Genomic DNA, 13,398 nt, shown 5'->3' on the forward strand with positions numbered 1-13,398 from the left:
GCCATGCCGCCCCGGCGGCCATCCGCCGCGCTGCTGTCGCTGCTGCTGGTCGCCTGCGCCGGCGCCCCGGTACAGAAAGCGGTCAACGGGGACCGGTTTTCGGTCGGGGAAGTGGCGCAGAGCGATGCGAACCGGGTCGCCAACCTGGTCATGCGCGACAATCTGGACAGCCTGGCACTGCTGCTCGACAAGCTGTACCGGCGCAATCCGGCCGAGTGGAAGAAAAGCGGCGCTGCCAGCCGCGAGGCCGCCGTCCGCGCGGTGATGACGGCGGTGCGCGACGGCCAGCCGTTGCCCGCGCTCGGTCAGGCGCGCTCGGTCGGTGCCTTGCCGCGCGCATTCGATGCCGGCTATGGCGGCGACCGTGCCGGTGCGCTGATCTACGGCCTCGGCACGATGCTGACCGAGCTGTACGGTGGCCGGCGCTCGCTGTACCTGGTCAACGGTCTCGACGCGCAGCGGGTCGCCAATGCCTCGTTCAATGTGCAGGTGGCGGTATGGATGCTGTCGAACCGGACCGGTCCCGACGGCAAGCCGCTGCTGCTGTCGAACGAAATCGGCTTGGCCGGCAGCAACCTGTCGTTCGAGCGCGAGTTCGGCCGGGTCATCGGCCGGCTGGAACTGCTGGCCGAACTGGCCGACGAGTCCACCCGGCGCGGTTTCATCAATTACGTGCAGGGTCTGCTCGGCGCGCCGCTGCTGCAGTTCCTGCCGCTGGACGCAGTCAGCGCGGTCAAATAGCGTCGTTTCAGCCCAGGACCAGTCTTGCCGCCAGCGCGAACATGATCGTGGCCACCGCCAGATCCAGCACCCGCCATGCCGCCGGGCGAGTGAACAGCGGGGCCAGCAGCCGGGCGCCGTAGGCGAGCGAGAAGAACCAGACGAATGACGCGCTGATGGCGCCGGCACCGAACAGGTAACGGCTGTGGTCCGGCTGTTGTGCGGCCAGCCCGCCGAGCAGCACTACCGTATCCAGATACACGTGCGGGTTCAGCCAGGTCACGGCCAGCGTGGTCAGCAGCACCATGCCCAGCGTGCGGCCGTCATCGCCTTCCAGCCGCATCGACTCGCCCTGCCAGGCGCGCTTCAGTGTCGCCAGCCCGTACCAGAGCAGAAAGGCCACGCCGCCCCAGCGGGCAATGTCGACCAGCAGCGGATGCGACGAGATCAGGGCACCAGCCCCGGCGACGCCAAGACCGATCAGCAGCATGTCGGAGACCGCGCAGGACAGGGCAATCGGCAGCCGGTGACGGCGACGAATGCCGTTGGACAGCACAAAGGCATTCTGCGCGCCGATGGGGATGATCATGCTCAGGCCGATGGCAAAGCCCTCGATGGCCGGCATCCAGTTGGGAATCATGATGAAGTCCTGTAACAAGCAGTTCGATTGCCACTACGGTATCTTTTCTCATGGTATGAAGTAAAATTCATTGTTCTACATCTTCGTTAGAAAAATTCAGGATGCTGGATTACAAATTGCTGGACGCGCTGCAGGCCGTGCTGGCGGAAGGCAGTTTCGAGAAGGCGGCGCGCGTGCTGTGCATCACGCCGTCGGCGGTATCGCAGCGCATCCGCCAGCTGGAAGAGCGCTTCGGCCAGATGCTGCTGGTGCGCAGCACCCCGGTGCGGGCCACCGCCGCCGGGCACCGGCTGCTGCGCCATGTACGCCAGGTCGGCGTGCTGGAAGGGGAACTGGAAAGCGAACTGACCGAAGAGGCCGGCGACGGCTGGATGACGCTGCCGATCGCGGTCAATGCCGACTCGCTGGCGAGCTGGTTTCTCGACGCGGTCACCGATGTCGTGCTGCGCGAGCGGCTGCTGATGCAGATGACGCTGGATGACGAGGGGCACACGCTGTCATTGCTGAAAAACGGCGACGTGATCGGCTGCGTGACCAGCGCCGATACCCCGCCGACCGGCTGCGTCAGCGAGCGGCTGGGGGTGATGCGCTACCGCTGCATCGCCACCCCGGACTTTGCCGCGCGCTATTTCGCCGACGGTGTCGACCGCCGTCAGTTTACCCGGGCGCCGGCGGTCATCTTCAACCGCCGCGATACCATGCACCTCGGCTTTCTTGAATCGCGCTACGGCATCGGCCCCGGTGATTTCCCGCATTCGATCGTGCCCTCGGTGCCCAGCCTGCTCGATGTGGTGTGCGCCGGCATCGGCTACGGACTGACGCCGGAGCTGCAGGTGGCCAGCCTGCTGGCCAGCGGCGAGCTGGTCGACCTGCTGCCGGACGTACCGCCGCAGGTGACGCTGCACTGGCACTGCTGGGCACTGCAGGCGCCGCGGCTGGCGCGGTTTTCCGGTGCGCTGGTGGCCGAGGCGCGCGCCAGGCTGGTGCCCTGAAACCGGGCTTTGACATAGAATAAGCGTCAATTCATTTGTCGTTTGGCTGTGTCATCCATGTCGTTCCACTTTCCGGCCTTCTTTTCCGGGCTGACCATCGCACTGGGCCTGCTGGTCGCGATCGGCCCGCAGAATACTTTCGTCCTCAAGCAGGGCATCGCCCGGGCACAGATCGTGGCCATCGTCACGGTATGCATCCTGTGCGACATCCTGCTGATCACGCTGGGCGTGGCCGGGCTGGGCGCCTTTATCAGCAGCCAGCCGATGCTGATCCGCATCGCCACCTGGGGCGGGGCGGCGTTCCTGGCGCTGTACGGTTTCCGCTCGTTCCGCTCGGCGATGAAAGCCAGCTCGCTGCAGACCGGTGGCAGTGTGCAGACCACGCGGCGCGGCGCCATCCTCGCCGCCATGGCGTTCACGCTGCTGAATCCGTACGTCTACCTCGATACCGTGGTGCTGATGGGCGCGGTGTCGAGCCGTTTCAGCGAGGCGCTGCCGTCATACTGGCTGGGGTGCGTCACCACGGCCGTGTGCTGGTTCGGCGGGCTGGGATTTTTCGCCGGCCGGCTGGCGCCGCTGTTTGCGCGGCCGTTCAGCTGGCGGGTGCTGGACTCGATGGTCGGCGTCATCATGTGCGCGACCGCCTGGCATCTGCTGTCGAGCTTCGGCTGAAGGGAACGGGGAGGGCATATGGAAGGGGAACGGGAACGGATCGCGGCGCTGGTCCTGGCGGCGATCCAGGCCGAACTGCAGCGGCAGGGTCGCAGCCCGGACTATCCGGGCACCAGCGCCGCAGTCGGAGCACCGGAACGGGCGGCGCTGGCCGGGGTCTTCGACCTCGAAGAAGTGGCGGATGCCGTGTGCCTGGCACTGGCGCGCGGCACCGCCGCCGCGCCGGACGCCTGAACTACTGCTGCCAGCCCGGGGCACGGCGCTCGAAGAACGCCTGCGCCCCTTCCTGCTGCTCTGCCGAATCGATGCGTGCCCGTGCCGCTGCCAGCTCCGCCTCCATGGCGGCGCGCAGCGCCGGCAGGCGCTCGGCCTGCAGCAGGGTCTTGGCCGCTCTGGCCGCGGCCGGGCCGGTGTGGCTGGCCTGGTCAGCCACCGAAATGGCGACAATCTTGGCAAAGCCGGCATCGACACACTCATCGACCAGACCGATGCGCAGCGCGCGTTCGGCACGCAAGGCTTCACCGGTCAGTGCCATCCGCCGCGCCCAGCCATCACCGACCAGTTGCGGCAGGCGGCAGGAGCTGCCGCCGCAAGGGGGCAGGCCGAGGCGGCCTTCGGGCAGGCCGAGTTCGATCTGGCGCTCGGCAATGCGCACATCGCAGGCCATGGCCAGCGACAGGCCGCCGCCCAGCGCGTAGCCGTTCAGCGCCGCCAGGGTCAGTCCGTTGAACTGCACCAGCGCCAGTGCCGCGTCGTTCAGTGCCTGCAGCAGGGCCTCGGCCTTGCCATGGCCGGAGCGGGGGGCGTGGAACAGCTCAATGTCCGCACCCGGCGAGAAGAACTGGTCGCCTGCGCCGGTCAGCACCAGCGCCCGGACCTCGGGATCATCATTCAGAATGTCCACCTGCCGGCGCAGCTCGGTCAGGGTGGCGACCGTCAGCGCGTTTACCGGCGGATGGTTCAGCGTCAGGATGGCGGTCCGGCCAAGACGTTCGACAATCAGGTTTTCGTTCATGGTACTTCTTTCACTGTAATGGCCGTGCGGGGAAGTCGTCGCACCGCGCCCACGGCGATTTGCCGACAGGGATGACCGGGGCGGGGGGTACGACGGTTACAATGTCGACATCACTGTTTTTATAGCTATTACCATGCCGGAATACAGCCTGGCCGCATTGTTCCTCGTCGGCCTGCTTGGCGGCGGTCATTGTCTCGGCATGTGCGGCGGTCTGGTGACCGCCCTGTCGCTGCAATTGCCGGCCGCACGTTCGCGAACACCGTTCATCCTGGCCTACAACATCGGCCGTGTCGCCAGTTATACCGCAGTCGGGGCCATCGCCGGCGGCATCGGCGGACTGGGCCTTGCCGCATTGCGGCTGCAGGCGGCGCAACTGGCGCTGTTCGTGCTGGCGCAGGGGCTGATGATCCTGCTCGGCCTGTACCTGGCCGGCGTCTCCGCCTGGATCACCCGGGTGGAAAGCGTCGGTCGCCCGCTGTGGCGGCGCGTGCAGCCGCTGATGAAACGCCTCATTCCGGTGCGTTCCCCGGCTGGCGCGCTCCTTGTTGGTGCATTGTGGGGATGGCTGCCGTGCGGGCTGGTCTACTCGGCCAGCCTGACCGCACTGGCAAGCGGCAGCGTCGCCGGCGGTGCGGCCGGCATGTTCGCCTTCGCACTCGGCACCCTGCCGAATCTGCTGGCGATGGGCGCTTTCGCCGAAGTACTGAAAACCTGGCTGACCCGGCGCTGGGTGCGGGTGGTTGCCGGTTGCAGCGTGATTGCCGTGGCCCTGTGGCAACTGTCTCACGTGGTACGGCAACTGGTGTAGCCACACCCGGTTCGGGCACAATCCCGCTCCGGACTGTTTAATTGATCAAGTGGATCGGCGTCTGAGCATGAATACCCATTTCGACATCCTTATCCTCGGTGGTGGTCTGGTTGGCGCCAGTCTGGCGCTGGCGCTGTCCGGCGGGCGGCAACGCGTCGCACTGCTGGAAACCCGGCCGCCGCAGGTCGACGGACTCGATCGCGACGACGACTGGGATGCCCGGGTCTATGCGGTCAGCCCGGCCAATCGCCGTTTCCTGCAGCAACTGGAGGCCTGGCCGGCCGACGACCGTGTCGGCATGGTCACCGCCATGGACGTGCGCGGTGACGCCGGCGGCCGCATCCGCTTTGATGCCGCCGAAGCCGGCGGTGAAGCGCTGGCGTGGATCGTCGAGAACCGCTGGCTGCTGGCCGCGATCTGGCGCCGGCTGGCCGACAGCGATGTCGAGCTGCTCGATCCGGCCGAGGCGACGGCCTTCGCCAGCGACGCACGCGGGGCGACACTGACCCTGGCTGGTGGCCGCACGCTCGGCGCACGGCTGGTGATCGGCTGTGACGGCGCCAATTCGTGGCTGCGGCGCGAAGTCGGCATCGGCGCGGCCGTGTCCCCTTACGGACACAGCGGCGTGGTGGCGAACTTCCTGTGCGAACGCGACCATGATGGCGTGGCACACCAGTGGTTCACCGGCGACGGCGTGCTGGCCTACCTGCCGCTGCCGGGACGCCGGATGTCGATGGTGTGGTCGTGCGCGGACCCGGAACGCTTGCTGGCGCTGTCGCCGGATGCCCTGTGCGCGGCGGTGGCGGCGCGCGGCGGCCGGCAACTGGGCGAGCTGCAGCTGGTCACGCCGGCAGCCGGCTTCCCGCTGCGACTGATTCGCCCGGAACGGGTGATCGGCGAGCGGGTCGCGTTCGCCGGCGACGCCGCCCATACCGTGCATCCGCTGGCCGGACAGGGGGTCAATCTCGGCTTTGGCGACGTGCAACTGCTGGCGACGCTGCTGCGCGACGCCGACGACCCCGGCGCCTACGGCGTGCTGCGCCGCTATGAACGTGGCCGGATCGAAGCGGTGCGCACCATGCAGTACACCTGTGACGGACTGTTCCGCCTGTTCACCCATCCGCATCCGCTGGTCGGCTGGCTGCGCAATACCGGCCTGTCGCTGACCAATGTGGCCGGACCGGTGAAAAAACGCCTGATCCGCGAAGCGATCGGATTCTGACCATGACCGCGACCGCGTCCCCGATTCAGGCCGCGATCCGCGCGGTAGTGGCCCGGATTCCGCCGGGGCGGGTGTGTACCTATGGCGAAGTGGCGCGACTGGCCGGTTTTCCGCGCCATGCGCGGCTGGTTGGCCGCTCGCTGCACGGGCCGGCCGACGCCGTGCCGTGGTTCCGCGTGATCAATCATCAGGGCCGCATCAGCCCGCGCGGGCTGGATGGCAACGACGACTACCAGCGCATCCTGCTGGAGGACGACGGCGTGAAGTTCGACGCCAGCGGCCGCATCGACCTGAAAGTGTACGGCTGGCACGGCGACTGAACTACGCCTGCCGCCAACTGCCGAAAGCCGTCGGGCGTGTACCGACGCCACTCAAATCGTCTGTGCTCATCCCGATCGGCAGTCGAACGGACGAGCGCAGCGAGGTTTCCCCGCGGCGGCGGGGACGGAAGGGGGCGGGGTGAAACAGGGGACTGCCGTGCCCGCACCGTGTCCCAGTCAGTCGGGCAGGCCCCGACGCCACTCAAGTCGTTTGCGCCCGCCCCGATTGGCAGTCGAACGGACGAGCGCAGCGAGGTTTCCCCGCGGCGGCGGGGACGGAAGGGGGCGGGGTGAAACAGGGGACTGCCGTGCCCGCACCGTGTTCCAGTCAGTCGGGCAGGCACCGACGCCACTCAAGTCGTTTGCGCCCGCCCCGATCGGCAGTCGAACGGACGAGCGCAGCGAGGTTTCCCCGCGGCGGCGGGGACGGAAGGGGGCGGGGTGAAACAGGCGACTGCCGTGCCCGCACCGTGTTCCAGTCAGTCGGGCAGGCACCGACGCCACTCAAGTCGTTTGCGCCCACCCCGATCGGCAGTCAAATGCGCCGGAACGGCGGCAGCGCGGCGAGGATCTTCTTGCCGTAGGCGGCCGTCTTCAGCCGGGTGTCGAGAATGCTGACCCGGCCATAGTCGCTCTCGGTACGGATCAGACGACCGACCGCCTGGATCAGCTTGACCGACGCCTCCGGTACCGACAGCTCGATAAACGGATTGCCGCCCTGGCTTTCAATCCACTTTGACAGCGTCAGCCCGACCGGATCATCCGGCATGGCGAACGGCAGCTTGGCGATAATCACGTGTACACAGGCCTCGCCCGGCAGGTCCAGCCCCTCGGCGAACGAGTCCAGCCCGAAAATCAGGCTGGCGCGACCGTCGGCGACCGCTTCCAGATGGCGGGCCAGCAGCTTGGACTTCGGCAGCGTACCCTGCACCAGCACGCGCTCGGCGAACTCCGGCGGCAGACGGTCGGCTACTTCCTCCATCTGCCGGCGCGACGAAAACAGCATCAGCGTGCCGTTCGGCTGCGACAGGTCGACCAGTCGCGGCAGCCATTTGACGATTTCGGCGGTATGGCCGGCGGCGTCCTTCGGGCTGGCCGCCAGCGGCGGCAGATACAACTCGCCCTGGTGGGCAAAATCGAACGGCGAGTCCAGCGCCAGCGTGCTGGTTTCCGGCAGCCAGACCAGGCCGGTCTGGCGCAGCAGCAGGTCGAAGCTGTTCAGAGAACGCAGCGTGGCCGAAGTCAGCACCGCACCGGCCGCCTTGCGCCACAGCGTGCTGGCCAGGCTGCCGGCGGCCGACACCGGCGAGGCCGACACCCGGTAATCGCGGCGGTTACCGACTGCGCGTGCGGTAATCCAGCGCGCGATCGGCGGCGCCTTGTCCTCGGGCTCGGTGACAAACAGCGTCCACACTGCCGCGAATGGTTCGGCGCGGGAAATGAAGAAGCCCAGTTCGCTGGACAGGCGGTCGATCAGCAGCATGTCGCCGCCGGACTTGTCCTTGCGCGCTTCGGCCAGCGCGTCGGACAGCTGTTCGAGCTGCTTTTCCAGCGCGGCGCTGGTCAGTTGCAGGTTGGCGGCCAGCTGGTCGACGCCCTCGGGCAGCGGGCCGGCCGGCAGCAGCCAGGTCGGTTCGTCGTCGCCGTCGTTGCCGGACAGCGCCTCGATGCCGTCGAGCACGGCGATGAACTGGGTCAAGTGCTCGATACTGGCCGCCGCCGAATCGATCAGCAGATCGACCAGTTCGTGCTTGTCGAGCAGCGTGTCGGCGTGGCTGGCGAGCGTCGCCACCTTGTCCAGCCAGCCCAGGGTCGGGCCACTCTGGAAGTCGGCGGCAAACTGGTTGACCGCCTTTTTCGACAGATGGTGCGCCTCGTCGATGCAATAGAAGCTCTGTTCCGGCGCCGGCAGAATCACGCCACCGCCCATCGCACAGTCGGCCAGCAGCAGGTCGTGGTTGGTGACCACCACGTCGACGTTCTCCAGCGCATCGCGGGCAATGTAGAACGGGCATTCCGGCCGGTTCGGGCAGGCCGCCTTCAGGCAGCCGTGGCGGTCATTGGTGACCCGCAGCCACAGCGCATCGTCGATCATTTCCGGGTAATCGTCGCGATCCCCGTTCCAGGTCTTGTAGTAGAACGCGTCGGCCAGCGCCTTGATCGCCGCCAGCTCGGCAGCCTCCGGCTTGCGCTCCCACAGTGCGGCGGCCGGATCGGGCGCCAGCAACTCGCCCTGGGTCGAATCGGCGGTCAGCTGGAACAGGCGGTAAGGACACGCATAGCGGCCACGCCCCTTGGCCAGCGCATAGGTCAGCGGCAGCTCGCTGTGCTCGACCACGAACGGCAGGTCGCGATTGACCAGCTGCTCCTGCAGCGCCACCGTCGCCGAACTGACAATCAGCTTCTTGGCGCGGTTCTTGGCCATCACGCCGCCGGCGATCAGATAGGCCACGCTCTTGCCGACCCCGGTCGGTCCCTCGACCGCCAGAATGCTTTCGCCTTCCCGCTCCGGCAGTTCATCGCCGTCGCGCTCCTTGCAGCGGGACAGGGCATTGGCGATTTCCGCAATCATCCGCCGCTGCGACGGCCGCGGCTTGAAACCGGGCAGCGCGGTGGCCAGCGTCTGGTAGTGATGGCGGATGGCGTCTTTTTCGAGATCGGTCAGCATGCGCACATTTTACAGACTGCGGGCGGCTTGGGGCGGCGCGATCGACGCCGGGCGACCGGGCGCGATCATTGCATCGCAACATGACGGGTGTGCATACCGTGCGTAGGATTAGCTAGCGAATCGGCGGAAAATCATTCCGCCAGGCAGAACAACAAAATCACGCTCTGCGAGGACACAATGAACAAACCTGGCTGCAAGGTCCTGGTGGTCGGCCGCGATGCGGTGTGGCTGCGCGAGGCCATCAAGGGCTTGAACCACAATGCGCATCAGGAAAGCGGTGCGTTCGGGCTGAGCTTCGTACCGGCGGCGTCGGCGGCCGACGCGCAGGTGGCCGTGCGGGATGACGGCAGCATCCAGATCGTGCTGATCGACAGCCAGGATCTGGACCAGCCGCTGCTGCCGTTCGTCGACTGGCTTGGTGACTTCCGGCCGGAACTGTCGCTGTACGTGCTGCTGGGGCGGGGCGAGGAGCGGGCGCAGGTGGCCAATCTGCTGGGCGAAACCCTGTCCGGCTATTTCATGCGCGACGAGCAGGACTGGGCCGGCTGGCGCCATATCCTGCAGGCGGAAATCGCCGAGAAGGCGGCAACGCCGTTCTTCGATGCCCTGAAGCGCTACGTTGAACTGGCCAAGGACTCGTGGCATACACCGGGCCATTCCGGTGGCGACTCGCTGCGCGGCAGCCCGTGGGTCGGTGACTTTTACCAGTTTCTTGGCGAGAACACCCTGCGCGCCGACCTGTCGGTCTCGGTACCGATGCTGGATTCACTGCTGCACCCGGCCGGGGTGATCAACGATGCCCAGGCACTGGCCGCCCGGGCCTTTGGCGCCCGTCGCACCTATTTCGCCACCAACGGCAGCTCGACGGCCAACAAGGTCATCCTGCAGACCCTGCTGGCGCCGGGCGACACCCTGCTGCTGGACCGCAACTGTCACAAATCGGTCCATCACGCGACCATCCTGTCCGGCGCGCGCCCGGTCTACCTCGAATCGACCCTGAATCGCCGCTACGGCCTGTTCGGTCCGGTGCCGAAGCAGACCATCCTCGATGCGCTGGCCGCCCACCCGTCCGCACGGGTGCTGATCCTGACCAGCTCGACCTATGACGGCCTGTGCTACGACCTGGCGCCGATCATCGCCGCCGCACACGAATGCGGGGTCAAGGTGGTGGTCGACGAGGCGTGGTACGGCTTTGCCCGCTTCCATCCGGCCATGCGGCCGACCGCGCTCGAATGCGGGGCCGACTACGTGACCCAGTCGACGCACAAGGTACTGTCGGCGCTGTCGCAGGCGAGCATGATCCACGTGAACGACCCGGCGTTCGACGCCCACCTGTTCCGCGAGAACTTCAACATGCACGCGTCGACCAGCCCGCAGTACTCGATCATCGCCAGCCTGGACGTGGCGCGAAAGCAGGCGATGATGGAAGGCTACACCCTGATCGACCGTGCGCTCGGCATCGCTCGCGAACTGCGCGAACTCATTGCCGGGACCGGCGTGTTTCGCGTACTGGAACTCGACGACCTGCTGCCGGCCGAACTGGCGAGCGACGCCATCCGTCTCGACCCGACCAAGCTGACCATCGACATCAGCGACTCGGGCTATTCCGGCGCCGAACTGCGCGACATCCTGCTCGAACGCTTCAATATCCAGGTCGAGAAAACCACCTTCAACACCCTGACACTGCTGGTCACCATCGGCACTACCCGCAGCAAGGCGTCGCGGCTGCTCGATGCACTGATGCGGGTCGCGCGCGACAAGCGCACCCCGCGGCGGCCGCCACAGCTGCCGGCGCTGCCGGGTCTGGGCCGGCTGGTCTGCCTGCCGCGTGATGCGTTCTACGAGGCCGGCGAAATGCTGCCGCTGCTTGATGACGACGGCCGGCCCAACGTCGAACTCGCCGGACGCGTCGCCTGTGATCAGGTGACGCCATATCCGCCGGGCATTCCGGTATGGACGCCGGGGCAGCAGATCAGCGACGAGGCCGTGTCCTATCTGGGGCGCGTGACGCGGATGCAGAAGGATCTGGAGTTGCACGGGGTCGAGCAGGACGGCGACGGCTATTACGTGCGGGTATTGCGGCTTGAAGATGAGCAAATGCTTAAATTTGACCGGAATGCAAGATAGCGCTTGCATCTGTGTCGCAATTCCGTAAAAATCATCGACAGACCTTGGCTGACGTCCAGCGGCACGGACCCGGCTCCACGATCGAATTTCAGGGATGAACCAGATGCTTGACGCTTTCCACCAACTTGATGCGCTGCGACGTAGCCGCGCGGACGGCGCACGACGAGTGCGCCGCGTCCGCGGCTATCTGCATGCGTCGTTGGTGGGCGAGGGCTAGAGGCTCAGCGTTCATCTCAACCCCAAAACGGGCGGCGCTTATTCATTTAAGCGCCGCCCTTTTTTTATCCGGACGGGAAAATAGAAATGCACCACGATGTAAAGAAAGTTGTACTCGCCTATTCAGGCGGCCTGGACACCTCGGTCATTCTCAAATGGCTGCAGGACACCTACCAGTGTGAGGTGGTGACCTTCACCGCCGATATCGGCCAGGGCGAGGAAGTGGAACCGGCGCGCAAGAAAGCCATTGCGCTCGGCATCAATCCCGACAACATCTTCATCGACGATCTGCGCGAAGAATTCGTCCGCGACTTCGTGTTCCCGATGTTCCGCGCCAATGCAGTTTATGAAGGCGAGTACCTGCTCGGCACCTCGATCGCCCGTCCGCTGATCGCCAAGCGCCAGATCGAGATCGCCAACCAGGTTGGCGCCGATGCCGTCAGCCATGGCGCAACCGGCAAGGGCAACGACCAGGTGCGTTTCGAACTCGGCTACTACGCACTGAAGCCGGACGTGACCGTCATCGCTCCGTGGCGCGAATGGGACCTGCTGTCGCGTGAAAAACTGCTGGCCTATGCCGAGAAGCACGGCATCGACATCAGCAAGAAAAAGAACGGCGGTAGCCCGTACTCGATGGATGCGAACCTGCTGCACATCTCCTACGAAGGCACCGTGCTGGAAGATCCGGCCCAGGAGCCGGAAGAAGACATGTGGCTGTGGACCTGCTCGCCGGAACAGGCACCGGATGAAGCCGAATACATCGAGCTGGAATACAAGGGAGGCGATATCGTCGCCATCAACGGCACGGCCCTGAGCCCGGCTGCAGTGCTGACCAAGCTGAACCAGCTTGGCGGCAAGCACGGCATCGGCCGCCTCGACATCGTCGAGAACCGTTATGTCGGCATGAAATCGCGCGGCTGCTACGAAACCCCGGGGGGCACCATCATGCTGAAGGCGCACCGCGCGATCGAATCGATCACGCTGGACCGCGAAGTCGCCCACCTGAAGGACGAACTGATGCCGAAGTACGCCAGCATGCTGTACACCGGCTACTGGTGGAGTCCGGAACGCAGGATGATGCAGGCGATGATCGACGCATCGCAATCGACCGTGAACGGCTGGGTGCGGCTGAAGCTGTACAAGGGCAACGTGATCGTGGTCGGCCGCGAATCGAAGACCGACAGCCTGTTCGATCCGACCATTGCCACCTTCGACGAAGATGGCGGCGCCTACAACCACGCCGATGCAGCCGGCTTCATCAAGCTGAACGCCCTGCGGATGCGGATTGCCGCCAATGCCAGGGTCAAGCGTGGCTGAGACAGTCTGAGGTAAAAAACGCGAGGCGCTGTCCTCGCGTTTTTTTGCTATCAGGTTGCGGCACGTCAACCGATATAATCGGCTGATCTGCTAAAGGGGAGTGTTACATGGATTTCAGCAAGTGGGATCTGAGCAATCTGAGCGAAGAACAATTCACCAACATCTCGATGGTCGTGCTGCTTGGCGGCCTGATCGTCTTCATGGCTTTCATCATCCTTGATCTGGGACGCAAGTCCGGCGCCGGCAAGTTCGGTACTTTCGTGCTGTTCCTGGCGCTGTTCGCCGGCGTGATCGGTTTCGTGTTCAAGAACCTGCTGGTCGAGTTCCTGATCCTGAAGTAACCGTTGACCGAAGAGGGCTGGGGCACTGAACCCGGCTTTTTCTGTCTCTCTTCACAGTAAAAACCAGCAAATAATCAGCGGCTTCCCGTTTCAACTCGGGAATCCGGCAGATGGCATGCGCGCCTGTGCCGCGTAGCGTGACGGAGTCCAACCCGCCCCGCACCGTCACCATGCCCCTCGTCCGCCGCTGCGTGCCGTCCCTGCTGATTCCGCTGCTGTTCCTGCTGGCTGCCAGTGTCGGCGCGGACGGCATCGTCGCCGACCCGGGGGCCGCGAGCACGCAGCAGCCGGTGGTGCAGCGCACCGCCAGCGGCCTGCCGCAGGTCGACATCCAGACCCC

13 protein-coding genes are annotated in these 13,398 nt (G+C 65.9%); 10 read left to right on the top strand and 3 right to left on the bottom strand.

Annotated features, from left to right (window positions below):
* Positions 1 to 3: 3 nt before the first annotated feature.
* Positions 4 to 741, top strand: coding sequence for a hypothetical protein (locus DFO50_RS17825; RefSeq protein WP_107890231.1), 738 nt, complete (start codon positions 4 to 6; stop codon positions 739 to 741).
* A gap of 7 nt (positions 742 to 748) precedes the next feature.
* Here the strand turns inward: DFO50_RS17825 and lysE are convergent, their stop codons facing one another.
* Positions 749 to 1,360 carry an L-lysine exporter gene (lysE, locus tag DFO50_RS17830; RefSeq protein ID WP_199489891.1) on the bottom strand — a complete coding sequence of 204 codons (612 nt, stop codon included), beginning with the start codon at positions 1,358 to 1,360 and terminating at the stop codon, positions 749 to 751.
* A 101-nt stretch (positions 1,361 to 1,461) separates the two neighbouring features.
* On the opposite strand from lysE, the gene DFO50_RS17835 reads away from it, so the two are divergent.
* The 3 genes from DFO50_RS17835 to DFO50_RS17845 are packed head-to-tail and all read left to right on the top strand — an operon-like array spanning position 1,462 to position 3,258.
* Positions 1,462 to 2,352 (top strand): LysR family transcriptional regulator ArgP, encoded by an 891-nt coding sequence (locus DFO50_RS17835; protein ID WP_028500172.1) that lies wholly within the window; start codon positions 1,462 to 1,464, stop codon positions 2,350 to 2,352.
* Between the two features lie 57 nt (positions 2,353 to 2,409).
* Complete coding sequence (locus DFO50_RS17840) at positions 2,410 to 3,024, top strand: LysE/ArgO family amino acid transporter (protein WP_107890230.1); 615 nt, start codon at positions 2,410 to 2,412, stop codon at positions 3,022 to 3,024.
* Positions 3,025 to 3,042: 18 nt separating this feature from the next.
* A complete protein-coding gene (locus DFO50_RS17845; protein WP_112692956.1) occupies positions 3,043 to 3,258 on the top strand; it encodes a hypothetical protein in 216 nt (71 codons plus the stop codon).
* A 1-nt stretch (position 3,259) separates the two neighbouring features.
* Here the strand turns inward: DFO50_RS17845 and DFO50_RS17850 are convergent, their stop codons facing one another.
* Positions 3,260 to 4,039 carry an enoyl-CoA hydratase-related protein gene (locus DFO50_RS17850; RefSeq protein WP_112692957.1) on the bottom strand — a complete coding sequence of 260 codons (780 nt, stop codon included), beginning with the start codon at positions 4,037 to 4,039 and terminating at the stop codon, positions 3,260 to 3,262.
* Between the two features lie 133 nt (positions 4,040 to 4,172).
* On the opposite strand from DFO50_RS17850, the gene DFO50_RS17855 reads away from it, so the two are divergent.
* The 3 genes from DFO50_RS17855 (at position 4,173) to DFO50_RS17865 (ending at position 6,389) form a co-directional block, all read left to right on the top strand.
* Entirely contained in the window at positions 4,173 to 4,847 is a 675-nt protein-coding gene (locus tag DFO50_RS17855) for a sulfite exporter TauE/SafE family protein (RefSeq protein ID WP_028500168.1), read from the top strand.
* A gap of 67 nt (positions 4,848 to 4,914) precedes the next feature.
* Positions 4,915 to 6,069, top strand: a complete 1,155-nt coding sequence (locus DFO50_RS17860; protein ID WP_107890226.1) for a UbiH/UbiF family hydroxylase — start codon at positions 4,915 to 4,917, stop codon at positions 6,067 to 6,069.
* A gap of 2 nt (positions 6,070 to 6,071) precedes the next feature.
* Positions 6,072 to 6,389, top strand: a complete 318-nt coding sequence (locus DFO50_RS17865; protein ID WP_112692958.1) for an MGMT family protein — start codon at positions 6,072 to 6,074, stop codon at positions 6,387 to 6,389.
* A 535-nt stretch (positions 6,390 to 6,924) separates the two neighbouring features.
* Here DFO50_RS17865 and dinG read toward each other — a convergent pair.
* Positions 6,925 to 9,057: an ATP-dependent DNA helicase DinG gene (dinG, locus tag DFO50_RS17870; RefSeq protein WP_028500166.1), complete on the bottom strand. Its 2,133-nt coding sequence runs from the start codon at positions 9,055 to 9,057 to the stop codon at positions 6,925 to 6,927.
* Between the two features lie 177 nt (positions 9,058 to 9,234).
* Here dinG and DFO50_RS17875 point away from each other — a divergent pair, with 177 nt between their 5' ends.
* The 3 genes from DFO50_RS17875 (at position 9,235) to DFO50_RS17885 (ending at position 13,058) form a co-directional block, all read left to right on the top strand.
* Positions 9,235 to 11,184, top strand: coding sequence for an aminotransferase class I/II-fold pyridoxal phosphate-dependent enzyme (locus DFO50_RS17875; protein ID WP_036386676.1), 1,950 nt, complete (start codon positions 9,235 to 9,237; stop codon positions 11,182 to 11,184).
* A 303-nt stretch (positions 11,185 to 11,487) separates the two neighbouring features.
* Positions 11,488 to 12,717, top strand: a complete 1,230-nt coding sequence (locus DFO50_RS17880; RefSeq protein ID WP_036386674.1) for an argininosuccinate synthase — start codon at positions 11,488 to 11,490, stop codon at positions 12,715 to 12,717.
* Positions 12,718 to 12,824: 107 nt separating this feature from the next.
* The gene (locus DFO50_RS17885; protein ID WP_373280124.1) at positions 12,825 to 13,058 is read left to right on the top strand and encodes a DUF2788 domain-containing protein; all 234 of its coding nucleotides are present in this window, start codon (positions 12,825 to 12,827) and stop codon (positions 13,056 to 13,058) included.
* Positions 13,059 to 13,398 lie beyond the last annotated feature (340 nt).

It is taken from the genome of Microvirgula sp. AG722, assembly GCF_003269145.1.
In the GTDB taxonomy this organism is placed as follows: Bacteria; Pseudomonadota; Gammaproteobacteria; order Burkholderiales; family Aquaspirillaceae; genus Microvirgula; species Microvirgula aerodenitrificans.

What these genes read in the sequence shown, in the direction of transcription:
- DFO50_RS17860 (WP_107890226.1), top strand. Translation starts at nt 4,915, where the DNA reads ATGAATACCCATTTCGACATCCTTATCCTCGGTGGTGGTCTGGTTGGC.
- dinG (WP_028500166.1), bottom strand. Translation starts at nt 9,057, where the DNA reads ATGCTGACCGATCTCGAAAAAGACGCCATCCGCCATCACTACCAGACG.
- DFO50_RS17840 (WP_107890230.1), top strand. Translation starts at nt 2,410, where the DNA reads ATGTCGTTCCACTTTCCGGCCTTCTTTTCCGGGCTGACCATCGCACTG.
- DFO50_RS17880 (WP_036386674.1), top strand. Translation starts at nt 11,488, where the DNA reads ATGCACCACGATGTAAAGAAAGTTGTACTCGCCTATTCAGGCGGCCTG.
- DFO50_RS17885 (WP_373280124.1), top strand. Translation starts at nt 12,825, where the DNA reads ATGGATTTCAGCAAGTGGGATCTGAGCAATCTGAGCGAAGAACAATTC.
- DFO50_RS17825 (WP_107890231.1), top strand. Translation starts at nt 4, where the DNA reads ATGCCGCCCCGGCGGCCATCCGCCGCGCTGCTGTCGCTGCTGCTGGTC.
- DFO50_RS17865 (WP_112692958.1), top strand. Translation starts at nt 6,072, where the DNA reads ATGACCGCGACCGCGTCCCCGATTCAGGCCGCGATCCGCGCGGTAGTG.
- lysE (WP_199489891.1), bottom strand. Translation starts at nt 1,360, where the DNA reads ATGATTCCCAACTGGATGCCGGCCATCGAGGGCTTTGCCATCGGCCTG.
- DFO50_RS17855 (WP_028500168.1), top strand. Translation starts at nt 4,173, where the DNA reads ATGCCGGAATACAGCCTGGCCGCATTGTTCCTCGTCGGCCTGCTTGGC.
- DFO50_RS17850 (WP_112692957.1), bottom strand. Translation starts at nt 4,039, where the DNA reads ATGAACGAAAACCTGATTGTCGAACGTCTTGGCCGGACCGCCATCCTG.
- DFO50_RS17845 (WP_112692956.1), top strand. Translation starts at nt 3,043, where the DNA reads ATGGAAGGGGAACGGGAACGGATCGCGGCGCTGGTCCTGGCGGCGATC.
- DFO50_RS17875 (WP_036386676.1), top strand. Translation starts at nt 9,235, where the DNA reads ATGAACAAACCTGGCTGCAAGGTCCTGGTGGTCGGCCGCGATGCGGTG.
- DFO50_RS17835 (WP_028500172.1), top strand. Translation starts at nt 1,462, where the DNA reads ATGCTGGATTACAAATTGCTGGACGCGCTGCAGGCCGTGCTGGCGGAA.